The organism is Streptomyces sp. NPDC055099 (assembly GCF_053607685.1).
This window is the reverse complement of sequence record NZ_JBSGUA010000025.1, coordinates 70,056-93,655: the sequence shown is the minus strand read 5'-3', so window position 1 is coordinate 93,655 and position 23,600 is coordinate 70,056. Positions and strand designations below refer to the sequence as shown.

The window sequence follows — 23,600 nt, the reverse complement described above, 5'->3', positions numbered from 1 at the left end:
GACATCCTGAGGTGCTGGACCGGCATCTGCACCACCTGCCAACAACCCCTGCCCAGAAAGCGCAGATCAGCACCAACCTAACGGAGTCCTACTAGAGCTTCTTTCGCTATCCACCGGCCCTCCGGCGCCCAGCGCCGGGGGGTCTTCGTGGACAGGGCCCCGCCCGATCAGGGCGAGGCCCTGGTGCGTGGATCGGTCTGTGCGGTGCCCACGGAGGTATCGATTTTGGGACTGGCCCGCACGTGCGCTAATCTTCAGAGGTCAGCGCGCGGGACACACCGCAGCGCGGCGGGGCTATAGCTCAGTTGGTTAGAGCGCATCCCTGATAAGGATGAGGCCACAGGTTCAAATCCTGTTAGCCCCACAGAAACGAAGAAGACCCCCAGCCCGTATCGGCTGGGGGTCTTCTTCTTGTCTGTGGGGTTCGCGTCTGCGGGGGTCCCTGGGGGGGACGGCGGCCCGGGTGGCCGGGGTGTGACTACGGCTCCGCGGCGAGCCCGCCCGGATGGGCCTCGGCCTCAACGGCCGTCTCCGTGTCGTCCGTGGGGACGTGGCGGCAACTGGGGGACGATCCGTGGGCCTCGGCGCGGATGCGCTGCTTCATCGTGGGCGGCAGGGACCGTTCGTACGCTGCTGCCCAGTAGGCCGCGAGTGGGGCAGTCATGGTCGGCGTGCTCTTGCACGTTTCCGTGGCCTGCTGTGCGGGCGTGGCCGCCGTTGCCGTCGTGGTGAATCCCAGCGTGGCGAAGAGCGCGAGGAAGGCGGTGATGAGCGTGGTCCACAGCTTCATGGCCTTGGAGCCGGTCATGGCTTCTCACTTTCGGGTTGGGCGATTTGCGTACTTTCCTCATCATGTGTATGTCGAGCCGAGAGTGAAGGACCGACGCTCGTGGCGCGGCGATGTTCAGATGAACACCACCCGTATGGCCGTAAAAGGCCCCTGGAGGGCCTGGGAGGGGCCCGGGTGAGGTCGGGAGCGGTGAATGTCGCGGCGGGCCGTGAGGCGCCGGAGAGCGGCGACGCCCGATTCGACTGCTGTGACCGGGGCGGGAGTTGGGGTGGATCCAGGTCACCGATCGGTATCGATCGGTGTGTATAGTCGGGCGCCAGAGGTCCCTTACGTCAAGAAAGACGAGGTCGCGCGGTGAAGAAGCTTCTCCTGGTCGCACTGGCCGCCATCGGCGGGCTCCTCGTGTACCGCCAGATCCAGGCGGATCGCGCCGAGCAGGATCTGTGGACGGAGGCGACTGACTCCGTGCCCACGGGTTCGTGAGTACCGACAACAGTCTCTTAACAGGGCCCCGGCCGCTTCTGCGGCCGGGGCCCTGTGCTGTCCGGGCTCCTGTGCGGGCTGCTGTCCGGGCAGGAGTCCGGACGGTATTGCTGACCGAATCTTTTGGGTCGCCCGCCGCTTCGGTTTGCTCACGCAAGTCCTCACCTTGCGTGAGCAAAGGTTGTCGGGTTCTCGCGTGGGCATAGTGGGCGGGACGACAGGGGCTCAGGGGAGGGGTGGCACGTGATGGGGCGGCTGCGCAGAGGCTGGGCGACACCGGCCACGGGGGTGGCGCTGTGTGCGGCGCTGTGCGCGATGTCGGTGTCTACGGGGGTGGCCGTGGCCGCCGTGGAGGGGCCCTCGGGCCCGTCCCCGAGCCCGTACGTCTTCTCCGAGCGGGCCGTGCCGGTCGACGGCGCTCAGACCAGCATGAACAGTGCGCGGCTCACGCCCGGATCGACGTACAAAAGCTCTCTCGCGCGTGGTGCAAAGCTTTACTACCAGCTGCAACTGGACGCCCGCGAGACCGTGTACGTGTCCGCCACCGCCGTTCCCGGGCTCGACGCCGAGGTCGCCTACGGGGACGGCTTGGAGGTGTCCCTACAGGACGCGAACGGCAACAACTGCAACTCCGGAGACGCCCGGTTCGGTACGTCGCAGAGCCCACGGCCCATCTCCGCCTCGGCGGTACGGGCGGTCGGCCCCGCCGACAACCGGTGCAAAGTGGCCGGAACGTATTACGTGGTGGTCGAGCGGAACAGCGACCCGGGCTCCAGTACGGAGACGTGGGACACGGAGCTTCGCGTCGTGTCGGAGCCCGGCGTGGACAAGAGCGCCCCCACGGCGCCTCCCGAGGCGTGGAACTCCGCCTCGCCCACGCCGCCCGGTGGCGCGCGCAAGGAGCGCAGGGGCGGAACGGGCTTCAACGATGCGCGGGCGCTGCGGACAGGCGTCTGGGGCGACCGGATCAAGCCAGGCCAGACCCTTTTCTACCGGGTGCCGGTCGACTGGGGGCAGCAGATCTCCGCCAGTGCCGAACTGGGCAGTGCGCGCGAGGGCGGGGTCGAGGTCGGGGGCCAGGGCGGCGGCGAGTACGTGACGTCGGCGCTCGTGATGTCTCTGGCCAATCCGGTGCGCGAACGCATCGACGACGCGACCACTGCCTACGACGGCCGGCAGAAGACGACGGCGCTGGACCCGCTGGCGCCCGTGGCCCACGAGAACCGTTACTCACCGATCGACGGCGTGGCAGGAACGCGGTTCGCCGGGTGGTACTACCTCTCGGTCCACCTGAATCCGCAGGTCGCCCGGGAGTTCGGCGAAGGGCCGCTGGATCTGACGCTGCGGGTGAAGGTCGACGGCACCACCAAGTCGGGGCCCGCGTACGTGGGGACGGCGCGGCCCGCCGACGAGTTCAGCGTCTCGGGTGAGGACAAGGACGCTGCGCTGCGGGGGGAGACGGGTGCCGGGAGCGGGAGCGGGGACGGGGACGAGGCCGCCAACAGTGACGTGATGAAGGTGGTCGCTGCCGGTGGGTTCGGGGCCGGGACCGTGCTGCTGATGATCCTTGGCGCGTGGACGCTGATCGGGCGGAGGAGGGCGGCCTCCTCTTAGGGCTCTGGCCGACGTCGGCCCCGATGTGGTTCAGATCTGCGTGAGGGCCCAGATGCCCACCGCGAAGCACACCAGGGCGGCCAGCAGCATCGGGATCGCCACCTTCGCGGGCGGGCCCGGCCGTTTCTGCCGGTGCGCAGTCGGTCGGTGCTGGAGTGGAACCTGCGAGGCCTGGGCGGTGTATGGATAAGTAGGGGCGGATGCGTGGTGCGCTGTCGCCATTACGGAGGGTGATGTCGCGTACGCCGGGTGTTGTGCCGGGTGCTGTTGCGCCGGGGCCTGCACGGGGGCGTGAACCGGTACGTGCACAGGGGCCGGAGCGGGGGCTGGCGTCGGAGCCGGAGCCTGTGCGGGAGCTGGTGCTGGTGCCGGTGCCGGTGCCGGAGCTGAAATCGGGTGGGGGGAAGGGACATGCGGGGACTGAACAGGGGGTGGGGGCGGCGGTGGCGTCGCGGGTTGTTGCTCGGGCGCGGGCGTCCCCTGCGATGGCGTGGTCTGCGGCGGTGTGGCCTGCGGTGGGGTGGCCCGCGGGGGCGGTGGTGGTGGCGGAGTCAGCGGGAAGCTGCCGGTCTGGGGCGCGGAGCGGGGCGGGGGCGGAACGGACGGCGGAGCCGAGGGCAGAGTCGAGGGTGGAGTCGAGGGATCGCCCGCAGGTGGAGCGAAGCTTGGCTGCGGCGGGGCCGTCAGAGGGCCGTCGGGTCCGAAACCCTGGGGAAGCGGGCCCAGTTGATCGAAGATCTCCACGATCTCGTCGTCGGGACCCGGCTCGGGGAGCAGCTCGACGGCGGAGTTCAGCGCCTTGCGCGCACTCGTGGCGGTGCGGAACCGCGCCTGTGGATCCGGCTGCAGAAGCGTGGCGACGACCTGCCACAGCGGCTCCGGAACACCCCGCGGCGCCCCAGGTGTGCCGTGCGCGGCGAAGTGCTCGATCAGGGCCTTGGCGTCCGGCTTCGCACCTTGCAGCAGATAGAGGGCGACGAGGCCCACGGCGAAGAGGTCGGCCGTGAAGTCCGGCTCGGCGCCCAGCATTTGCTCGGGCGCGAAGTAGCCGGGCGTGCCCACGACGTAGTTGGTCTCGGTCAGCCGCGGCTCGCCCATCCGCATCGAGATGCCGAAGTCGGAGAGCCGCAGATGCGGGCGCGCGGTGCCGGTGGCTTCGAGCAGGATGTTGGCGGGCTTGATGTCACGGTGCACGACCCCCTCGGCGTGCACCGCGGCGAGCCCGGAGAGCAACTGGTCCAGGAGCGTGCAGACCAGGCGGGGTGGCAGCGGGCCGTAATCCCCGATCACATGGGCCAGCGAGCCGCCGGCGACCAAGGCCATGGTGAACAGGACCTTGTCGTCGTCGGCGGCCCAGCTGGCCGGCGCGAGCACATGCGGGTGGTCGATCCGGAGCGCCTGCTCCCGCACGAAGCGCAGCAGTGCGTGCGCGTCGCTCTGTTGCAGGACCTTGGCCGCCACATACCGCCGTCGCCGGTGGTCCCAGGCGCGCCAGACCGCTCCGACTCCCCCACGGCCGATCGGGTCGACCAGTTCGTAGCGGCCTGCGAAGACCTCACCCATGGTCGCGCACTGCTCCTCTTCCGGGCCGCCCGGTGGCCCGGCCGACGGCTCAGTTCTGGTGCGCCTCGTAGTGGGCGACCGCGTCCGCGGTGCGTCCGGCGCCGTATACCCGGAGGAACTCTGCCAGTTCCGGGTGGGTCGGGGCGAGGGAGTCCGCCGCATCGATGATGTCGCCCGCCGCGGCGACGGAGCGCAGCAGCGACTGGATCTCGCGCACCACGCGTTTCACCGTGGGAGCACCCGAACTCGTCGTCGACTGCGAGGTGTTGGTCAGGACCGAGCCGCCCTGGGACTTCTTGATCTCGTCCATGCGGTCGGTGGCCTCGGCGGCGCTCACACTGCCGTCGGCGACCTGGCCCGCCAGCTCCTGGAGGAGCTGGACGCGCTGGACGACCGCGGGGTTGCCGATCTTGGCGCGCTGTCCGCTCATCAGCTGGGACAGCATGGGCGCGGACAGACCGAGCACGCCGGCGAGGCGTGCCTGGTTGAGGCCCAGATCATCGATGAGACGACGGAAGAGCGCCCCCAGCGGCTCCCCGTACCAGTTCCGCTGGAGCTCTCGTGCTCTCGCGGTCGTCTCTTGTTGTGCGGCGTCCATTGCGTCTCCCCATCGCTTCCCCAAAAAACCGTGGTTCGCTGCCGCGAACCACGCCGAGCATCTTACGGAGCGTGGTCGTTCACCGGGACCCCCAATCCTTTTGCGAGATCCGGGGGGAGACCCGGTACTCTGGTCTGCGTTGCCCACCGGAGCGAGATCCTTCCGGCTGGGTGCACCGTTTTCGGGGCCTTAGCTCAGTTGGTAGAGCGCTGCCTTTGCAAGGCAGATGTCAGGAGTTCGAATCTCCTAGGCTCCACAGAAACGCCGTAGGGCGGGATCCCCTCAGCTGAGGGGATCCCGCCCTACGGCGTTTGTCAGTGATGCGGTGAAGTCAGCGCAGGTCGTCGCGGTTGGCGGCCTCGGACTCGGCCTGCTTGGCCTGGACCTCGGGGTCGAGAGAGGCCTGACCGCTGCCGTCGACCGAGGCCAGCGGCGCGCTGTCCGGGACCTCCGTCGCCGCCGGCGGCTCGACGAGCCAGTCCGGGTTGGCCTGCTTGTCCCACCACTTCCAGGCGGCGACCGCACCGCCGGCCAGGACGCCCAGGACCACGAGGCCCTTGGCGACACGACCGGCGCGGGCCCGGCGGTTGTGCTTGCGGACCAGCCGCTGGATCTCCTTGGGAGAGACCTCGCCGCGCAGTGCGGAGAGCGCCGCGGAACCCCGGGACGCCGCCTCCTCACGAACGGGCTGAGCCGCGGCCATGGCGTGCTCGATCCGCGGCTTCGAGTAGTCGGCGGCCTGCTGAGCTGCCTTGCGGGTCTGCTTGGCGGCCTTACGGGTGCGGAGAGCGGCCTCGTGCGCGGCGTGGTCGACCTTCGGCGGCACATGCGCACGGGCCTGCTCGATGCGCGGGCCGACATGAGCGCCGTACTGCACACGGGCTTGCTCGGCGGCCTGCGACACCTTGGGTGCGAGGCGTGCACGGCTTTCGTGCGCGTAATGGACGGCCTGCTCCTTGGCCGTTCCGGCGTAAGGGGCCACCGCCTCCGCGGCATGCCGCACGCTGTCCCTAGCCGAACCGGTCGCGGCGCGCACGCTGTCGATGCGGGTCACAGGATCCTCCTCCTCGGTGGCTTATAGGTATGTCACCTTTCCACCCTTTCAAGGATCATGCCTTCCGGATGGCTCCGAGGCATGACGCAGCCGGGCATCCGGGTGCGATCATTCTGATCAAATCGGTACAAGGAGAGTGCTTTGCCGACAATGCCACGGATCGTCGCGGCGCGCGCCCACTCGGTGACTACTCGTCGGAATCCGGTCCGTGCGAGGATCGGGACGTCATAGAAGACAACGGAAGGCAGACCGTGGCCGAGCAGCTTTACGCCACCCTGAAGACCAACCGAGGCGACATCGAGGTGCTGCTGCACCCCAACCACACGCCGAAGACGGTCAAGAACTTCGTCGAGCTCGCCCAGGGCGAGCGCGAGTGGGTTCACCCGGAGACCGGAAAGAAGACGACGGACCGGCTCTACGACGGCACGGTCTTCCACCGCGTCATCAGCGGCTTCATGATCCAGGGCGGCGACCCGCTGGGCAACGGCACGGGCGGCCCGGGCTACGAGTTCGAGGACGAGTTCCACCCCGACCTCGCCTTCGACAAGCCCTACCTGCTCGCCATGGCCAACGCGGGCCCGGGCACCAACGGCTCCCAGTTCTTCGTGACGGTTTCCCCGACTGCCTGGCTCACGCGCAAGCACACCATCTTCGGCGAGGTCACGAACCCGGCGAGCCAGAAGGTCGTCGACGAGATCGCCGCCACGCAGACCAACCCGCGCACCGACCGCCCCGTGAACGACGTGGTCATCGAGTCCGTCGTCATCGAGACCCGCACCGCCTGACACCGGCGCACCCCGCGAGGGAACCAAACCGCCCCGCCCATCCGTAAGGAAGGGCGGGGCGGTGCGTTCGCTGCGCGCGCGTAGCTGTGCCTTCGTACGGACATTGAGGGGACCCCATGGACCAGGCACCAGGAAGCCCGCAGGGGCCACAGGACGCAACGAACCTGCCCGGCTGCTACCGGCATCCGGATCGCGAGACCGGCATCAGCTGCACGCGCTGCGAGCGGCCGATCTGCACGGACTGCATGATCAGCGCTTCGGTCGGCTTCCAGTGCCCGGAGTGTGTGCGCGAGGGCTCGGGCACCGGGCACGCACCGGCGGCGAACCAGCCGCGCACCATCGCGGGCGGCTCGATCGCCGCCGACCCGCGTCTGATCACCAAGATCCTGCTCGCGATCAACGTTCTCGTGTTCATCGCGATCAGCGTGAACAAGGAGCTCGTCGGCGAACTCTTCCTGATCGGCGAATGGCCGCCCTACCCGTACGTGCCGACCGAAGGCGTCGCCGAAGGACAGTGGTACCGCCTGGTCACAGCCGTGTTCGCGCACCAGGAGATCTGGCACATCGCGTTCAACATGCTGGGCCTGTGGTGGCTCGGCGGCCCCCTGGAAGCCGCGCTCGGCCGCGCCCGCTATCTCGCGCTGTACCTGCTCTCAGGCCTGGCCGGCAGCGCGCTCACCTATGTCCTCGTCGACGCGAGCGACGCCTCGCTCGGGGCATCCGGAGCGATCTTCGGTCTCCTCGGCGCGACCGCGGTCCTGATGCGGCGCCTGAACTACGACATGCGCCCCGTCATCGCGCTGCTCGCGCTGAACATGCTCTTCACCTTCACCTGGAGCGGCATCGCCTGGCAGGCGCACGTCGGCGGTCTGGTCGCCGGTGTCGCCATCGCGTACGGGATGGTGCACGCGCCCCGCGAGCGGCGGGCGCTCGTGCAGTGGGGGACGTGTGCGGTGGTCCTGGTCGTGGTACTCGCCGCCGTGTTGATCAGGACCGCTCAGCTCGTCTGACGCTCACCCACGGCGACCGATGGCCGAGGTTGTCCACAGCGTGTGCCCACGCTTGTGCATTCTGTGGGGAACAACAGTGCCCCTTGTCGCTGACCTGGGTTTCCCCAGCAAGGACAAGGGGCCTGTGAGGGCTTGCGGGCGATCAGCCAGTCATACCGGCGTCAACGCCACGAGGGTTATCCACAGATCGTCTTTCTTTTCCCCAGACAGGGCCGGGGTGTGGATAGCGTTGTGGATAACTCAGGGCAAGGCTTGCGTTCAGCCCTGCGGGAGGGGCGCTACTTCCACTGCGTGGAGACGCCGAACCCCGCAGCGATGAAGCCGAAGCCGACCACGATGTTCCAGTTGCCCAGCGGGTCGACCGGCAGCTTGCCGTCGGTGACGTAGAAGACGACGATCCAGGCGAGCCCGATGAGGAACAGCGCGAGCATCACCGGAGCCACCCAGCTACGACTGGTCAGCTTGATGTTCGTCGCCTTCTTCGTGGGCGGCGTGTAATCGTCGGCCTTCTTGCGGATCCGTGACTTCGGCACGAGGGTCTCTCCTGTCGATACGGGGAGCTGAGCCCTCCCCCGGGCGTCCGTTAGCGTAGTGCTTCCGCGGCGCTGAAGGAGATAAGGGTACGTTGAGCAATTCCGCCGACTCCCCCGCAGGTCCGGGTCGCCGCCCTCGCTGGCGGCCGGTCCGGTTGCTGACGGCCGCCGTTTTCGCGCTCGCGGGCCTCCTCTTCTTCACCAGCTTCAACACGGCCAAGGGCACGAACATCCGCACCGACGCCTCGCTCCTGAAGCTCTCCGACCTGATCGAGGAGCGCAGCCACAAGAACGGCAAGCTGGACGAGTCCAACGGCACCCTGCGCGACGACGTCGAATCCCTGGCCGAGCGCGACAACGGCGGCACGAAGGCCGACGACGCGCGGCTCAAGGCCCTGGAGAAGAACGCAGGCACCAAGAAACTCAGCGGTGAGGCGGTCTCCGTCACCCTCGCCGACGCCCCGCCGAACGCCACCGCCAAGCTCCCCGGCTACCCCGAGCCCCAGCCCAACGACCTGGTCATCCACCAGCAGGACCTCCAGGCCGTGGTCAACGCGCTCTGGCAGGGCGGCGCCAAAGGCATCAAGGTCATGGACCAGCGGCTCATCTCCACCAGCGCCGTCCGCTGCGTGGGCAACACCCTGATCCTCCAGGGCCGCGTCTACTCGCCCCCGTACAAGGTGACCGCGGTGGGCGACCCGGAGAAGCTCAAGACGGCGCTCGCCGCGTCCCCGGAGATCCAGAACTACATGCTGTACGTGAACGCGTACGGCCTCGGCTGGAAAGTCGACGACGACGGGGCGATGACTCTTCCCGGCTACTCGGGCACAGTGGATCTCCACTACGCGAAGCCCGTGGAATAACCCGTGGAGTAAGCCGCTGGGGGAGCCTGTGTCGGTGCGAGTGCTCGTCAGGACGTTCAGCGAACTGTGCATCACCGTCGGCACGTTGATCGTGCTCTTCGTGGTGTACGTCCTGTTCTGGACCGGCGTGAAGGCCGACAACGCCATGGACAGCCAGATCGACACGCTGCAGGACCAGTGGGCGCAAGGGTCGGTGCCGGCGCACACGGACGACGCGCCCTCGAAGGCGACGTCCCCGAAGAAGCCTGCCCCCTACGAGGACGGCAAGCCCTTCGCCGTCATGTACATCCCGCGGCTTGGTTTCACGTGGAACAAGCCGGTGCTCCAGGGCACCGGGACCGAGACCCTCAAGAAGGGCCTCGGCCACTACGGGGACACCGCGCAGCTCGGCCAGCGGGGCAACTTCTCGGTGGCGGGCCATCGGCGCACGTACGGAGACCCGTTCAAGGACTTCCCGAAGCTGCGGCCGAACGATCCCGTGGTCCTGACCGACGGCACCACGTGGTTCACGTACCGCATCGCCAACAAGCCCTACAAGACGCTGCCCGGCGACACGGGGGTCATCGACGCGGTTCCGCGCAAGTCCGGATACGACGGGCCGGGCCGTTACCTCACCCTTACGACCTGTGAGCCAGAGTGGGGACACAGCCACCGGTTGATCGTCTGGGCACACCTCGATGCCACCCAGCCCGTCGAGGCCGGGAAACCGGAGGCACTACGCCGTTAGTCTGGTGCCGTACGGCTACGGAAGGGACGGCATGTACGGCTGGATCTGGCGGCATCTGCCGGGAAACGCATGGGTAAGGGCGCTGCTTTCGCTGGTGCTCGTCTTCGCTGTGGTCTACGTGCTCTTCCAGTACGTCTTCCCCTGGGCCGAGCCGCTGCTTCCCTTCAACGATGTGACGGTGGACGGCCAGTGAGCATCGACGGGCGGCCGGGCCGCATCCTCGTGGTCGACAACTACGACAGCTTCGTCTTCAACCTCGTCCAGTACCTCTACCAGCTCGGCGCCGAGTGCGAGGTCCTGCGCAACGACGAGGTCGAGCTGCGCCACGCGCAGGACGGCTTCGACGGCGTCCTCCTCTCGCCGGGCCCCGGAACGCCCGAGCAGGCGGGCGTCTGCGTCGACATGGTGCGGCACTGCGCGAGCACCGGTGTGCCCGTGTTCGGCGTCTGCCTCGGCATGCAGTCGATGGCCGTGGCGTACGGCGGAGTGGTGGACCGCGCGCCGGAACTGCTGCACGGCAAGACGTCCGCGGTGGTCCACGAGGGCAAGGGCGTCTTCGCGGGGCTGCCGTCGCCGTTCACCGCGACGCGCTACCACTCGCTCGCCGCCGAGCCGGCCACGGTTCCCGCGGAGCTGGAAGTGACCGCGCGCACGGAGGACGGCATCATCATGGGCCTGCGCCACCGTGAACTTCCGGTCGAGGGCGTGCAGTTCCACCCCGAGTCGGTGCTCACCGAGCACGGCCACCGCATGCTCGCCAACTGGCTGGTGGAGTGCGGGGACGCGGGGGCCATCGGCAGGTCGAGCGGGCTGGCCCCGGTGGTGGGCAGGGCCACGGCGTGACCGCGGTGCGTCCCGAGCACGATTCCTCCGGAGTTCCGTACGACGAGCAGTACGCGTCGTACGGGGAGCCTGGGGCGTTTGAGGAGCCCGGGGCGTTCGAGGCGGCTGTCGACCACCTTGCCGATCCGCTGACCGACCCGTTGCCGGGGCAGCCGGGGCAGCCGGGGCAGCCGGGTCAGCCGGGTCAGCATCCTTCGCCGTGGTTCCGCAGCGGGCCCGCCGAGCCGGCGCCGCAGCCTGCGGCTGCGCCGGAGCAGCCCCAGGAGCAGGAGTGGTACGACCCCGAGGGGTACGCCCGCGACTGGTACGGGGAGCAGCAGGCACCGCCACAGCAGCCGCAGGAACCGACGTACGAGCAGCTGTACGGCGCGTACGCCCCACAGCCCGCACCTCAGCCCTCGCCGCTGCCTCAGGCACCGGTCGACGACGCGACAGTCGGCCTGCGGACGGCGGACACCCGCCGAATAGCCGAGCCCGAGCCCGAGCCGAGACCCGAGCCGGGCCCCCAGACCCCCACGGAAGGCCGCGCCGCCCGCCGCAAGGCCGCCAAGAAGGGCGCCCCCCAGCAGCCCTCCACGGCAGCGTCCGGCGCCCCCCTCTCCCGTGTGGAGGCCCGTCGTGCCGAGCGGGCCCGCAAGCCCTCCGCGGGCGCCGTGGCGAGCCGGGGAATCGGCGAACTGTTCATCACGGTCGGCGTCCTGATGCTGTTGTTCGTGACCTACCAGCTGTGGTGGACGAACATCCGCGCCCACCAGCAGGCCGACGGCGCCGCCAGCGACCTCCAGGAGAAGTGGGCCAACGGCAAGGGCAAGCCCGGCGCCTTCGAGCCCGGACAGGGCTTCGCGCTCCTGCACATCCCGCGCCTGGACGTGGTCGTGCCGATCGCCGAGGGCATCGACAAGTCGAAGGTCCTGGACCGCGGCATGGTCGGCCACTACAACGAGGGCGGCACCAAGACGCCCATGCCGGACGCCAAGACGGGCAACTTCGCGGTCGCCGGGCACCGCAACACCCATGGCGAGCCGTTCCGTTACATCAATCAGCTCGAACCGGGCGATCCCATCATCGTCGAGACGCAGGACAAGTACTTCGTCTACAAGATGGCGAGCATCCTGCCGCAGACACAGCCCAACAACATCTCGGTGATCGGGCCCGTCCCGCCGGGGTCGGGCTTCACCAAACCGGGCCGGTACATCACACTGACCACCTGCACCCCGGAATTCACGAGTAAGTATCGAATGATCGTCTGGGGCAAGATGGTCGAGGAACGGGCGCGCAGCAAGGGCAAACCGAGCGCACTCGTCAACTAGAACGGTGAGAACGGGGCAGATCCAGTGGCAGCCACGACCGACCACGACGAGGAGCAGGCGGAGGAGCAGGCCGAGGCGCCCGCGCCCGCGCGCACACCACGGCCACGGGGACGAGGTCCCATCGCCACGGCGGTCAGCGTATTCGGCGAACTCCTCATCACCGCGGGCCTGGTGCTCGGCCTCTTCGTCGTCTACTCCCTGTGGTGGACGAACGTCGTCGCGGACCGCGAGGCGCACAAGCAGGGCGACAAGGTGCGCGACCGCTGGGCGGGCGGCCCGGGGAACCTGAACACCAAGGACGGCATCGGCTTCCTGCACGTTCCCGCGATGGGCAACGGCGACATCCTGGTCAGGAAGGGCACCAGCAGCAAGGTGCTCAACCACGGCGTCGCGGGCTACTACGAGGACCCGATCAAGTCGGCCCTTCCTCAGGACAAGGAAGGCAACTTCACGCTGGCCGCGCACCGCGACGGCCACGGCGCGAAGTTCCACAAGATCGACAAGATCAAGAAGGGCGACGCGATCGTCTTCGAGTCCCGGGACAAGTGGTACGTGTACAAGGTGTACTCGACCCTCCCCGAGACATCGAAGTACAACGTGAAGGCCCTGAACCCCATCCCGAAGGAATCGGGCGCGAAGAAGCCGGGCCGCTACATCACCCTGACGACGTGCACGCCGGTCTATACGTCGAACTACCGCTACGTGGTATGGGGCGAGCTGGAGCGCATCGAAAAGGTCGACAACAAGCGCACGCCGCCTGCTGAGCTGAACTGAACCGGCCTGAGCCCTCCGGTAGGGCAGTCCGGTACCGGCAATCGAAAGAGCCCCGCACACCGCCTGCTGAGCGGTGTCCGGGGCTCTTTTCGTACTCCTACGGAGAGGGTCAGTCCTCGTCGCTCCGGGAGAAGCCGGCGTTGCCTCCCAGGAAGCCACCGCCGTCCCCGCCGTTGCCGCCTCCGTTGTCGCCGCCGGGGCCGCCTGCCGTGGTCAGGTTGATCGCGGTGTCGGGTGCGACCTGCTGATTGGCGGGCGGATCCGAGAGGACCACGAGGGCTTCGTCGTCCTGCGGGCCCGTGATGGTGCCGACCGTGAGGCCGGCTTCCTCGATGGTCTTGCGGGCGTCCTTGAGCTTCTGGCCGGTGAGGGCCGGAACGGTGGCCTGCTCGGGCTTCTTGGCGACCTTCAGCGTCACGGTCGAACCGGGGTCGGCCTGGGTCTGCGGGGCGAGGCTCTGTGAGATGACCTTGCCGGCCTCTACGGAGTCGCTCTCCTCTTCCTCACACGTACCCACGAGGTCGTTGGTCTTCAGCTGGGCCTTGGCCTCTTCACAGGTCTTGCCGGTGACGTCGGGGACCACGGACTTGGCGGCTTCCTTGGCGACGTCCAGGGTGATGGTGCTGCCCTGTTGCACTTCGGTGCCGGACGTCGGGTCCTGCTCCAGCACCTCACCCGGGGTCTCGGGCGATTCCACCTGCTTGGGCTCGACAGTGAGGTTGTACTTGGAGCTCTCGAGCTTCTTGGTGGCTTCGTCGATGTCCAGGCCGATGACGCTCGGCACCGCCACCTTCGGCGCGCCCGTGGAAACCGTCACGGAGATCGTGTCGCCCTTGTTCACCGTCGCGTTCGCGCCCGGGTCCTGGGAGCAGATCTCGCCCTTCGGGTACTTGTCGCACGGCTTCTTCTCGGAGGCGTCGAGTACGAGATCCACGTTCTTGGCGGACTTCTTGGCCTCCGCCACCGTCTCACCCACGAAGTTCGGAGCCTTGAGCGAGTCGTTGCCGCCACCGCCCCCGGTGAACGCCCACTTGCCGATCAGGATCGCGCCCACCAGGACGAGGAGCCCCGCAAGGACCAGCAGGATCGTCGAGGTGTTGCTCTTCTTCTGGCGGCGGCGCGAGTGGTCGTCGTAGCCGTCGTCAGGGCCGCCGACCGGCGGCATCATCGACGTCTGGCCGCCGCCGTTCTGCGGGCGCAGCATCGCCGTCTGCTGGTCGTCCGGGTGGCCGCCGTAGCCGACCCCGCCCATGGCGGCGGTGGCCTGGACGGGCTGGCCGTCGAGGCAGGCCTCGATGTCGGCGCGCATCTCGTCGGCCGACTGGTAGCGGTAGTCCGGGTCCTTGGTGAGGGCCTTCAGGACGATCGCGTCCATCTCCGGCGTGATCTCGCCGTCGAAGACGCTCGGGGCCTGCGGCTCCTCCCGTACGTGCTGGTAGGCGACCGCCACCGGGGAGTCCCCGACGAAGGGCGGGCGCACCGTGAGGAGCTCGTAGAGCAGACAGCCCGTGGAGTAGAGGTCGGAGCGCGCGTCGACCTGCTCGCCCTTGGCCTGCTCCGGCGAGAGGTACTGCGCGGTGCCGATGACCGCCGCGGTCTGCGTCATCGTCATGCCGGAGTCGCCCATGGCGCGGGCGATGCCGAAGTCCATGACCTTGACCTGGCCGTTGCGCGTCAGCATGACGTTCGCGGGCTTGATGTCACGGTGGACGATGCCGTTGCGGTGGGAGTACTCAAGGGCCTGGAGGATGCCGATGGTCATCTCCATGGCACGCTCGGGCAGCAGCTTGCGCCCGGAGTGCAGCAGCTCACGCAGGGTCGAGCCGTCGACGTACTCCATCACGATGTACGGGATGGAGACCCCGTCCACGTAGTCCTCGCCGGTGTCGTAGACCGCGACGATCGCAGGATGGTTGAGCGAGGCGGCCGACTGGGCCTCGCGGCGGAACCGGGCCTGGAATGACGGGTCGCGCGCGAGGTCAACGCGCAGCGTCTTCACCGCCACGGTGCGTCCGAGGCGGGTGTCGTGCGCGAGGTATACCTCCGCCATCCCGCCTCGGCCGAGCACCTGGCCCAGCTCGTACCGCCCGCCGAGGCGACGCGGCTCTTCCATAGCTAATCCAGCCCTCTCCGTCAGTCCCGACCGCACCCTTGTGTGGTCCGGCGGTGTGCTGTCCGGGCATACCGTACCCGGCTCGCCTTACGTGACCCGGCCACGACCGTCACCCGATACAGGACCGGTACCGCAACGTGCACTGATGTGGAGAGGCCGTGACGGGGGTCACTTCTTGCTGTCGAGCACCGCCTGCATCACGTCCTTGGCGATGGGGGCGGCCAGACCACCACCGGAGATGTCGTCGCGGCTGGCCTTGCTGTCCTCGACGACCACGGCGACGGCCACCGGCGAACCGGAGTCGGTCTTCGCGTAGCTGATGAACCAGGCGTAGGGGTTCTCGCTGTTGTCGACGCCGTGCTGGGCCGTACCGGTCTTGCCGCCGACGGTGACGCCGGGGATCTTGGCGTTCGTGCCGGTGCCCTCGTTGATGACCGTCTCCATCATGTCCTGGAGCTTCTGCGCGTTCTCCTCGGACAGCGGACGGCTCATCTCCTTGGGCGCGTGCTTCTCGATCACGTCCAGGTTCGGGGCCTGCAGCTCGCTGACCATGTACGGCTCCATCAGCTTGCCGTCGTTGGCGATGGCCGAGGCGACCATGGCCATCTGCAGCGGCGTCGCGGCCGTCTCGAACTGGCCGATGGAGGAGAGCGCGGTCTGCGGCCGGTCCATCTTCTTGGGGAAGACGGAGGCGTTCGAACGGACCGGCACGAACTGCTCTTCGTTGAAGCCGAACTTCTCGGCCGTCTCGAGCATCTTGTCCTTGCCGAGGTCCGAACCGATCTTGCCGAAGACGGTGTTGCAGGACACCCGAAGCGCCTCACGCAGCGTGGCGTTCTTGCAGGGGATGTTGCCCTCGTTCTTCAGCGGCGTCTGGGTGTCGGGCATCGTCCACGGCAGCGGCGACTTCGTCGGCGCGTCGATGTCGGTGTAGAGCTCGTGCTCCAGCGCCGCCGCGGCCGTCACCGCCTTGAAGGTGGAGCCCGGCGGATACGTCTCGCGCAGCGCGCGGTTGAGCATCGGCTGGTCTTTGTCCTTGTCCAGCTTCCCGAACGCCTCGGCCTCCTCGTTCGTGTTGCCCGCGAAGGTCGAGGGGTCGTACGAAGGAGCGGAGGCCAGCGCCAGGATCGCGCCGGTCGACGGGTCGAGCGCGGCGACCGCGCCCTTGCCGAGGCCCTTCAGGCCGTTGTACGCGGCCTTCTGGGCGGAGGCGTTGAGCGTCGTGACGGCGTTGCCGCCCTCCTTCTTCTTGCCCGTGATCATGTCCAGGCTGCGGGTGAAGAAGAGCCGGTCGTCGTTGCCGGTGAGGATGCCGTCCTCGATGGACTCGATCTGCGTGGCACCGATGCGCTGTGAGGCGAAGCCGGTGACGGGGGACCACATGGGCCCGTCCTTGTACGTCCTCTTGTACTTGTAGTCACCGCTGCCGGCCTCTTTGGACCCGGTGATGGCCTTGCCGTCGACGATGATGTCGCCGCGCGGCTGGGCGTACCGCTCGATGGAGACGCGGCGGTTCTTGTCGTGCTCGGCCAGCGTGTCGGCCTGTACGTACTGAAGCCAGTTGTCCCTGACGAGCAGGGCGAGGACGAGCAGCCCACAGAAGATCGCGATCCGGCGCAGGGGCTTGTTCACGGTCGGACCACCTGCGTCATTTCGGCGTCGGGGTTGGGGGCGGGAGCCGGCGCCGGGCGGCGCGCGGTGTCACTGATGCGAATGAGGATTCCGATCAGCGCCCAGTTGGCGATCACGGAGGAACCGCCGTTCGCGAGGAACGGCATGGTCATACCGGTCAGCGGGATCAGGCCCATGACGCCGCCGGAGACGACGAACACCTGGATGGCGAAGGCGCCGGACAGGCCGATCGCCAGGAGCTTGCCGAACGGGTCGCGGGCGGCGAGCGCCGTACGCACACCGCGCTCCACGATCAGGCCGTAGATCAGCAGGATCGCCATGACGCCGGCCAGACCGAGCTCCTCGCCGAAGGTGGCGAGGATGAAGTCGGAGTTGGCGGCGAAGCCGATCAGGTCGGAGTGGCCCTGGCCGAGGCCGGTGCCGAGCACGCCACCGGAGCCGAACGCCATCAGGGACTGGGCGATCTGGTCGCTGCCCGTGGAGGCGATGACGGCGTCGGAGAACGGGTTCAGCCAGGCGTCCACACGCTCCTGCACGTGCGGCTCGAACGTGGCCACACCGACGGCGCCGACCGAGGACATCACCAGACCGAACACGATCCAGCTGGTCCGCTCCGTGGCGACGTACAGCATCACGACGAACATGCCGAAGAACAGCAGCGACGTACCGAGGTCGGTCTCGAAGACCAGGATCAGGATGGACATCGCCCAGACCACGATGATCGGACCGAGGTCACGGCCACGCGGCAGGTACAGCCCCATGAAGCGGCGGCTGGCCAGGGCGAGCGCGTCGCGTTTCACCATGAGATAGCCCGCGAAGAAGATCGCGATGACGATTTTCGCGAACTCACCTGGCTGGATGGAGAACCCGCCGACGCTGATCCAGATCCTGGCGCCGAAGACGTTCATGCCCAGACCCGGCACGAGCGGCAGCAGCAGCAGGACGAGCGCGGCGACCATGGAGATGTACGTGTAGCGCTGCAGGACGCGGTGGTCCTTCAGCAGCAGCAGCACGCCCACGAAGAGCGCGATACCGATGGCCGAGTACATCAGCTGCTTGGGCGCGGACGGACTGAAGGAGCCCGTCGCCGCCTTGGCGAGGTTCTGCAGCTTCTCCGACTGGTCCAGACGCCAGATGACCACCAGACCGAGGCCGTTGAGCAGCGTCGCGAGCGGCAGCAGCAGCGGGTCCGCGTAGGGCGCGAACCTGCGCACCACGATGTGGCCGACGGCCGCGAGCAGCCCGATGCCACAGCCGTAGCCGAGCATGCCGGGCGGCAGCTTGCCGTCGAGCGCGAGGCCCACGTTGATGTAGGCGAACAGCGGGATGACGACGGCGAACGCGAGGAGCGCGAGCTCGGTGTTGCGCCTGCTCGGCGCCCCGATCGCGCCGATGGTCGACGTGTGTGTAGTGCTACTGCTCATGGCGTGCAAAGGCCCCCAACGGCTGCTTACTGCTTACCGCACAGTGGGACCAGCTTCTCCTCGTCCTCGGAGAGGCTGGGGCCGGGTGTGGGAGTCGGTGCGGTCTTGGACTTGTTCTTGTCGGTCGAGCTGTTCTTGTCGTTCGTGTCGTTCTTGTCCGCCGGATCCGTCGGATCGTCGGTGGGAGCCTTGGCCGACAGGCCGGTCGTGCCGCCTGCCTCACCCTCACCGGGCTTGGCGTTCTCGCGCTCGGCCTCGCGGCGCTTGGCGTCCTTCTCGCAGGCCGAGGCCTGCATGCTGAGCTCCTCGATCTTGCTCTTGGCGTCGTCGAGATTGCCCTCGGGGATGGTCCCCTCGACCTGCTTGCGCTGGTAAGGCGGCAAGTACTTGAGTTCGATCTTGGGGTAGTTCTCCTCGACCTTCGACAGGCTGACCCACGCCAGATCCTGGTCGATGCCGCGGTACAGGGCGACGTTCTTGTCGTTCGTGCCCACGTAGTACTGAGTCTGGGTCCAGCGGTAGCCGCCGTACAGGCCGCCGCCGATGACCGCCAGAGCGAGCACCGTGTAGAGCGATCTCTTCAGCCACTTGCGGCCACCGCCCGGCTTGACGAAGTCCTCGTCGCTGTACGCCCCGAAGTTCCCCTCGGGCACGTATCCGGTCGTGTCACCGCTCCCGGGCGGCCCGAAGCCGCCTCCGGAGGGCTGTGGCGGCACCGGACGGCCCAGGCCCGACGCGCGGCCCGCAGGCGTCTGCATGGCGCCGTCGTCCTGCGCCTGGAGCTGGTTCTCGGCGACAGCGCCGACGACCACGGGGGTGTCGGAGAGCTGACCGGCGAGGGTGTCACCGCTGTCGATGTCCAGGACATCGGCGACGATCACCGTGATGTTGTCGGGGCCGCCGCCGCGCAGCGCGAGCTGGATGAGCTCCTGCACGGTCTCCTGAGGGCCCTGGTAGCTCGCGAGGGTGTCTTCCATCGTCTGGTGCGAGACGACGCCGGAGAGACCGTCCGAGCAGATCAAGTAGCGGTCGCCGGCGCGGACTTCACGGATGGAGAGGTCCGGCTCGACATGCTCACCACTGCCCAGCGCGCGCATCAGCAGGGAGCGCTGCGGGTGGGTGGTGGCCTCTTCCTCGGTGATCCGGCCCTCGTCGACCAGACGCTGCACCCACGTGTGGTCCTGGGTGATCTGCGTCAGGACACCGTCCCGCAGCAGATAGGCACGCGAGTCGCCCACGTGGACGAGACCGAGGCGCTGACCCGTCCACAGCAGGGCGGTCAGGGTCGTCCCCATGCCCTCGAGCTGGGGGTCCTCCTCGACCATCAGACGCAGCTGGTCGTTGGCGCGCTGCACGGCGGTGCCGAGCGACGTGAGGATGTCCGACCCCGGCACGTCGTCGTCGAGGGTGACGAGCGTCGAGATCACCTCGGAGCTCGCCACCTCACCCGCGGCCTGGCCCCCCATGCCGTCGGCGATCGCGAGGAGCCGCGGACCGGCGTAACCCGAGTCCTCGTTCCCCTCCCTGATCATGCCTTTGTGCGATCCGGCGGCGAAGCGCAAAGACAGACTCATGCGCACCTCGCCCGTCGGCTCCGGGTACATCCGCACGGTGCCCACCCTCCGGTCGGGAGCGCGCTGGCGTCCAGTGTGTGGACCGCGTCGGCTCGCTCGCTCCGCTCGCTCATTTTCGTACTACTTCCGCAGCTCGATGACGGTCTTGCCGATGCGGATCGGCGCGCCCAGCGGAACAGGCGTCGGGGTGGTGAGTCGGGTCCGGTCCAGATACGTGCCGTTGGTGGACCCGAGATCCTCGACGATCCACTGGCCGTCACGGTCCGGGTAGATCCTGGCATGCCTGCTGGACGCGTAGTCGTCGTCCAGCACGATCGTCGAATCGTGCGCCCGGCCCAGCGTGATCGTCTGGCCCTGCAGGGCGACCGTCGTGCCCGCGAGGATCCCTTCGGACACGACCAGCTTGCTGGGGGCGCCACGGCGCTGCCGCCCGCCGCCCTGCTGCTGGCGCTGGGGAGGTGGTGTGGCCGCCTGCTGTTGCTGGCGGGCGGCCTGCTGCGGTCGCGCGTTCTCACGGCGCGAGCCGCGCTGTGTGACGCGTGTTCCGAACAGGTCGCTACGGATGACCTGGACGGCCACGATCACGAACAGCCACAGAACGGCTAGGAAACCCAGCCGCATGACCGTCAGGGTCAGCTCTGACATTGCCCCCGCTTCACCCTTCGGCTTGCCGGTAAACGATGGTGGTTTGGCCCACGACGATCCGCGAGCCGTCGCGGAGCGTAGCGCGGGTGGTGTGCTGCCCGTCTACCACGATGCCGTTGGTAGACCCGAGATCCTGGATCGTCGAGGGCGTTCCGGTCCGGATCTCACAGTGCCGGCGCGATACGCCGGGGTCGTCGATCCGCACATCGGCGTCGGTGCTGCGTCCCAGCACCAGCGTCGGGCGGGAGATCTGATGGCGATTGCCGTTGATCTCGATCCAGCGCCGCACCTGCGCACCCGGAAGGGGTCCGGCGCCGGGTCCCTGAGGACGGTTCGGCACCGGTGCGGGTCCGCCCGGACGGCCACCGGGAGGCGGCGCGGCGGGCATGGGAGGAGCGCCGGAGGGCTGGGCGGGCTGTGGGTAGCCATAGCCACCACCCGCGCCACCCGCAGGGGGCCTGGCGGGGCCGTGACCGGCGCCCGCGGGGCCCGCGGGACCGACCGGGGCGCTGTCGGGGCTCTGGGAGGTGCTGGACGCGAGCGTGCGGCTGCGTACCCGGTACAGGCCCGTGTCGAGATCCTCGGCCTTCTCCAGGTGGACCTTGATGGGACCCATGAAGCTGTACCGCTGCTGCTTGGCGTACTCGCGCACCATCCCGGACAGCTCGTCGCCGAGCTGCCCCGAGTAGGGGCTCAGGCGCTCGAAGTCGGGCGCGCTGAGCTCCACGATGAAGTCATTGGGGACGACGGTCCGCTCGCGGTTCCAGATCGTCGCGTTGTTGTCGCACTCGCGCTGCAGGGCGCCGGCGATCTCGACGGGCTGGACCTCGGACTTGAACACCTTGGCGAAGGTGCCGTTGACGAGACCTTCGAGTCGCTGCTCGAACTTCTTCATGACTCCCATGGGGCACCTCCTCCGTCGTAGTCATCCTGGTACTGCTTACTGATCGTATCCACGCGCCGGGAAATCGGCTGGTTCCCCCTGTCCGCCCAGTCGATGAGTGTCGCCTCTCACAAGGCATGCCCGCACCAGGGTTCCGGGATCCGTACGGGCTCCTCTCAGGCTCCTCTACCAGGGATCGTAGAGGGGGCCTCAAACCAGTGTCCCGCACCCGACTGCGGAGCTTCGCCGGGTACGGCGCAAGTCGGTCGGTCGGACGGTCGGCGTCACCCGGTCCTCTCCGGATCAACAGGGCAGGTGCCCGCGAATAGGGATGTGAATCCACCCCTGCCAGCGTGCTAATCTTCTGGATGTCGGAAGGCGCTCGCACCAAACAGTGTTCGCACACAGTGTTCACACCAGACGGTGAGAGGCCCAGGACAACACCCATGCGCGGGTGGCGGAATAGGCAGACGCGCTGGATTCAGGTTCCAGTGCCCGAAAGGGCGTGGGGGTTCAACTCCCCCCTCGCGCACCATGTGGAGCGGGTCTCCATCAGGATGAAATTCCTGGTGGGGGCCCGCTTTTCGTTGTGCTCCGGGGGTGTGGTCGTTGTACGTACTCGGGGCCGGCACCGCGATCGCCTCCCGGGTGATGATCATGGTGATCTATGTCACCGGGCGCTGGAACGGTGCGCCGAGTTGTCCACAGCTCGCAGGTTGTCCACAGGCTCTGACGCCGTTCGGCACCCGGCGGTACCTTCATGCCAGGTGAGCCCGCGGGGGGCGCCCGATCGGTGGGGGTGAGCATGACGGAGTTCAAGGGTGCGCGACTGCCGTACGTGGAGGGGTTCGCGCGGTGGCCCTCGCAGCGAGGTGGGACGGATGCGGATGCGGCTGCGGCTGCGGATGCTTCGGAGGGTGCCGCCGGGGCGGCGATGTCGCCGAAACGGGAGGGCAAGGCGTTGCGGGCACGCGTCAGCCGTGCCTCGCACGAGTGGTTCGTCGAGGACGACGGCCGCCCCGATCCGGTCGATGCCGTGCAGGAGACCAACCGCAGCAGGCTCCCCGAACTCACACCGATCCGGACGGGCCGGATGGCCGCCTCGCCCTTCGCCTTCCTGCGCGGAGCCGCCGGCCTGATGGCGTACGACCTCGCGCGGACCCCCGTAACGGGCATCGGCGCCCAGATATGCGGCGACGCCCACGCGGCGAACTTCGGCCTGTACGGGGACGCACGCGGCGGGCTCGTCATGGACCTGAACGACTTCGACGAGACGGGACACGGCCCCTGGGAATGGGACGTGAAACGGCTCGCGGCCTCCCTCGTGCTCGCCGGACGTGAGGCCGGGGCGAGCGAGGACGTCTGCAAGGAAGCGGCGTTCGACGCGGTGGGGGCGTACCGGCGCACGATGCGGCTGCTCGCGAAGCTCCCCGCGCTCGACGCGTGGAACGCCATCGCGGACGAGGAGTTGGTCTCCCACACGGACGCGAAAGACCTGCTCGGCACCCTGGAGAGCGTCTCCGAGAAGGCACGGCACAACACGAGCGCCAAGTTCGCGGCCAAGTCGACCGAGCGCACGGAGGACGAGGCCGGCGTCGTGGGCCGCCGCTTCGTCGACGCCCCACCGGTGCTCCGCCGAATACCGGACGCGGAGGCGGCCGAGGTCGCGGCCGCCCTCGCGGACTACGTCGGCACGCTGTCCGAGGACCGGCTGCCGCTCCTCGCGCGGTACGCCGTCCAGGACGTGGCCTTCCGCGTCGTGGGCACGGGCAGCGTGGGCCTGCGGTCGTATGTGGTGCTGCTGCTCGACCACCGGGGCGAGCCGCTGGTGCTCCAGGTCAAGGAGGCACGGCCCTCCGCCCTGCTGCCGCATCTGCCCACGGCGGGCTTCACGGTGCCCGAGGTCGCGCACGAAGGGCACCGGGTGGTGCTCGGGCAGAAGCGGATGCAGGTGGTCAGCGACTTCCTGCTGGGGTGGACGACCGTGGCCGGGCGGCCCTTCCAGGTACGGCAGTTCAGGAACCGCAAGGGCAGCGTGGACCCGGCGGCCTTGGCCGCCGACCAGATCGACGACTACGGCCGGATGACCGGAGCCCTGCTGGCCCGCGCGCACGCCCACAGCGCCGACCCGCGGCTCGTCGCCGGCTACGTCGGCAAGAACGACGAGCTGGACACGGCGGTGGCGAAGTTCGCGGTGGCGTACGCGAACCGGACGGAGGCGGACCACGCGGAACTCGTGCGCGCGGTGAAAGAGGGGCGGGTGGGGGCGGAGGTGGGGGTTTGAGGGGGTGAGGGGTTAGGGGGGTGGGGGAGGGAGGGGAGGGGGGAGGCCCCCCGGATCGCCGGAAGTGTGAGGAGAGGGCTCGGAGGCTCCCGCGCAAG

Annotated in this window: 22 protein-coding genes and 3 tRNA genes; 14 read left to right on the top strand and 11 right to left on the bottom strand. The window is 68.5% G+C overall.

Annotation, left to right across the window (positions count from 1 at the left end):
* The first annotated feature begins 290 nt into the window (after positions 1 to 290).
* Positions 291 to 364 (top strand) — tRNA-Ile (locus ACWFRU_RS38365).
* A 114-nt stretch (positions 365 to 478) separates the two neighbouring features.
* On the opposite strand, the gene ACWFRU_RS38360 is transcribed toward ACWFRU_RS38365, so the two are convergent.
* Positions 479 to 808: a DUF6344 domain-containing protein gene (locus ACWFRU_RS38360; protein WP_453692804.1), complete on the bottom strand. Its 330-nt coding sequence runs from the start codon at positions 806 to 808 to the stop codon at positions 479 to 481.
* Between the two features lie 336 nt (positions 809 to 1,144).
* Between ACWFRU_RS38360 and ACWFRU_RS38355 the strand changes: the two genes are divergently transcribed.
* Positions 1,145 to 1,273, top strand: a complete 129-nt coding sequence (locus tag ACWFRU_RS38355) for a DLW-39 family protein (RefSeq protein ID WP_003999697.1) — start codon at positions 1,145 to 1,147, stop codon at positions 1,271 to 1,273.
* A gap of 243 nt (positions 1,274 to 1,516) precedes the next feature.
* A complete protein-coding gene (locus ACWFRU_RS38350) occupies positions 1,517 to 2,887 on the top strand; it encodes a hypothetical protein (RefSeq protein WP_453692802.1) in 1,371 nt (456 codons plus the stop codon).
* Positions 2,888 to 2,917: 30 nt separating this feature from the next.
* Here ACWFRU_RS38350 and ACWFRU_RS38345 read toward each other — a convergent pair whose 3' ends face one another.
* Together ACWFRU_RS38345 and ACWFRU_RS38340 are read right to left on the bottom strand one after the other, a co-directional pair.
* Positions 2,918 to 4,450, bottom strand: coding sequence for a serine/threonine-protein kinase (locus ACWFRU_RS38345; protein WP_453692800.1), 1,533 nt, complete (start codon positions 4,448 to 4,450; stop codon positions 2,918 to 2,920).
* A 49-nt stretch (positions 4,451 to 4,499) separates the two neighbouring features.
* Positions 4,500 to 5,048, bottom strand: a complete 549-nt coding sequence (locus ACWFRU_RS38340; protein ID WP_160506124.1) for a helix-turn-helix domain-containing protein — start codon at positions 5,046 to 5,048, stop codon at positions 4,500 to 4,502.
* A 183-nt stretch (positions 5,049 to 5,231) separates the two neighbouring features.
* On the opposite strand from ACWFRU_RS38340, the gene ACWFRU_RS38335 reads away from it, so the two are divergent.
* Positions 5,232 to 5,304: transfer RNA gene (locus ACWFRU_RS38335), tRNA-Ala, on the top strand.
* Positions 5,305 to 5,379: 75 nt separating this feature from the next.
* Here ACWFRU_RS38335 and ACWFRU_RS38330 read toward each other — a convergent pair.
* Positions 5,380 to 6,102, bottom strand: a complete 723-nt coding sequence (locus ACWFRU_RS38330; RefSeq protein WP_453692798.1) for a DUF5324 family protein — start codon at positions 6,100 to 6,102, stop codon at positions 5,380 to 5,382.
* Between the two features lie 251 nt (positions 6,103 to 6,353).
* On the opposite strand from ACWFRU_RS38330, the gene ACWFRU_RS38325 reads away from it, so the two are divergent.
* The gene (locus ACWFRU_RS38325) at positions 6,354 to 6,887 is read left to right on the top strand and encodes a peptidylprolyl isomerase (RefSeq protein ID WP_363210348.1); all 534 of its coding nucleotides are present in this window, start codon (positions 6,354 to 6,356) and stop codon (positions 6,885 to 6,887) included.
* A gap of 116 nt (positions 6,888 to 7,003) precedes the next feature.
* Positions 7,004 to 7,897: a rhomboid family intramembrane serine protease gene (locus ACWFRU_RS38320; protein ID WP_453692795.1), complete on the top strand. Its 894-nt coding sequence runs from the start codon at positions 7,004 to 7,006 to the stop codon at positions 7,895 to 7,897.
* A gap of 278 nt (positions 7,898 to 8,175) precedes the next feature.
* Here ACWFRU_RS38320 and crgA read toward each other — a convergent pair whose 3' ends face one another.
* A complete protein-coding gene (gene crgA / locus ACWFRU_RS38315; protein WP_453692793.1) occupies positions 8,176 to 8,430 on the bottom strand; it encodes a cell division protein CrgA in 255 nt (84 codons plus the stop codon).
* Between the two features lie 92 nt (positions 8,431 to 8,522).
* Here crgA and ACWFRU_RS38310 point away from each other — a divergent pair, with 92 nt between their 5' ends.
* The 6 genes from ACWFRU_RS38310 to ACWFRU_RS38285 are packed head-to-tail and all read left to right on the top strand — an operon-like array spanning position 8,523 to position 12,947.
* Positions 8,523 to 9,293, top strand: coding sequence for a DUF881 domain-containing protein (locus tag ACWFRU_RS38310; protein ID WP_363210350.1), 771 nt, complete (start codon positions 8,523 to 8,525; stop codon positions 9,291 to 9,293).
* A 34-nt stretch (positions 9,294 to 9,327) separates the two neighbouring features.
* Positions 9,328 to 10,020 carry a class E sortase gene (locus ACWFRU_RS38305; protein WP_453692791.1) on the top strand — a complete coding sequence of 231 codons (693 nt, stop codon included), beginning with the start codon at positions 9,328 to 9,330 and terminating at the stop codon, positions 10,018 to 10,020.
* Complete coding sequence (locus tag ACWFRU_RS38300; RefSeq protein WP_365826904.1) at positions 9,971 to 10,213, top strand: hypothetical protein; 243 nt, start codon at positions 9,971 to 9,973, stop codon at positions 10,211 to 10,213. Before ACWFRU_RS38305 ends, ACWFRU_RS38300 begins: the two co-directional genes overlap by 50 nt.
* A gap of 2 nt (positions 10,214 to 10,215) precedes the next feature.
* Positions 10,216 to 10,863: an aminodeoxychorismate/anthranilate synthase component II gene (locus tag ACWFRU_RS38295; RefSeq protein ID WP_453692810.1), complete on the top strand. Its 648-nt coding sequence runs from the start codon at positions 10,216 to 10,218 to the stop codon at positions 10,861 to 10,863.
* Positions 10,860 to 12,173 carry a class E sortase gene (locus ACWFRU_RS38290; protein ID WP_453692789.1) on the top strand — a complete coding sequence of 438 codons (1,314 nt, stop codon included), beginning with the start codon at positions 10,860 to 10,862 and terminating at the stop codon, positions 12,171 to 12,173. The genes ACWFRU_RS38295 and ACWFRU_RS38290 overlap by 4 nt, the downstream gene beginning before the upstream one ends.
* Positions 12,174 to 12,197: 24 nt before the next feature.
* Complete coding sequence (locus ACWFRU_RS38285; protein WP_453692787.1) at positions 12,198 to 12,947, top strand: class E sortase; 750 nt, start codon at positions 12,198 to 12,200, stop codon at positions 12,945 to 12,947.
* A gap of 109 nt (positions 12,948 to 13,056) precedes the next feature.
* Here ACWFRU_RS38285 and pknB read toward each other — a convergent pair whose 3' ends face one another.
* The 6 genes from pknB to ACWFRU_RS38255 form a co-directional block, all read right to left on the bottom strand.
* The gene (pknB, locus tag ACWFRU_RS38280; RefSeq protein ID WP_453692785.1) at positions 13,057 to 15,060 is read right to left on the bottom strand and encodes a Stk1 family PASTA domain-containing Ser/Thr kinase; all 2,004 of its coding nucleotides are present in this window, start codon (positions 15,058 to 15,060) and stop codon (positions 13,057 to 13,059) included.
* Between the two features lie 168 nt (positions 15,061 to 15,228).
* Positions 15,229 to 16,692 carry a peptidoglycan D,D-transpeptidase FtsI family protein gene (locus ACWFRU_RS38275; protein ID WP_453692783.1) on the bottom strand — a complete coding sequence of 488 codons (1,464 nt, stop codon included), beginning with the start codon at positions 16,690 to 16,692 and terminating at the stop codon, positions 15,229 to 15,231.
* Positions 16,689 to 18,116, bottom strand: a complete 1,428-nt coding sequence (locus ACWFRU_RS38270) for an FtsW/RodA/SpoVE family cell cycle protein (RefSeq protein WP_365826916.1) — start codon at positions 18,114 to 18,116, stop codon at positions 16,689 to 16,691. Before ACWFRU_RS38270 ends, ACWFRU_RS38275 begins: the two co-directional genes overlap by 4 nt.
* Positions 18,117 to 18,142: 26 nt before the next feature.
* Complete coding sequence (locus tag ACWFRU_RS38265; protein ID WP_453692780.1) at positions 18,143 to 19,690, bottom strand: Stp1/IreP family PP2C-type Ser/Thr phosphatase; 1,548 nt, start codon at positions 19,688 to 19,690, stop codon at positions 18,143 to 18,145.
* A 120-nt stretch (positions 19,691 to 19,810) separates the two neighbouring features.
* The gene (locus ACWFRU_RS38260) at positions 19,811 to 20,335 is read right to left on the bottom strand and encodes an FHA domain-containing protein FhaB/FipA (RefSeq protein ID WP_361828992.1); all 525 of its coding nucleotides are present in this window, start codon (positions 20,333 to 20,335) and stop codon (positions 19,811 to 19,813) included.
* A 10-nt stretch (positions 20,336 to 20,345) separates the two neighbouring features.
* On the bottom strand, positions 20,346 to 21,239 hold the full coding sequence (locus ACWFRU_RS38255) for an FhaA domain-containing protein (RefSeq protein ID WP_453692778.1): 894 nt from the start codon (positions 21,237 to 21,239) through the stop codon (positions 20,346 to 20,348).
* Between the two features lie 427 nt (positions 21,240 to 21,666).
* Here ACWFRU_RS38255 and ACWFRU_RS38250 point away from each other — a divergent pair.
* Positions 21,667 to 21,753: transfer RNA gene (locus ACWFRU_RS38250), tRNA-Leu, on the top strand.
* Positions 21,754 to 22,023: 270 nt separating this feature from the next.
* Entirely contained in the window at positions 22,024 to 23,502 is a 1,479-nt protein-coding gene (locus ACWFRU_RS38245) for a DUF2252 domain-containing protein (RefSeq protein ID WP_453692776.1), read from the top strand.
* Positions 23,503 to 23,600: the final 98 nt, after the last annotated feature.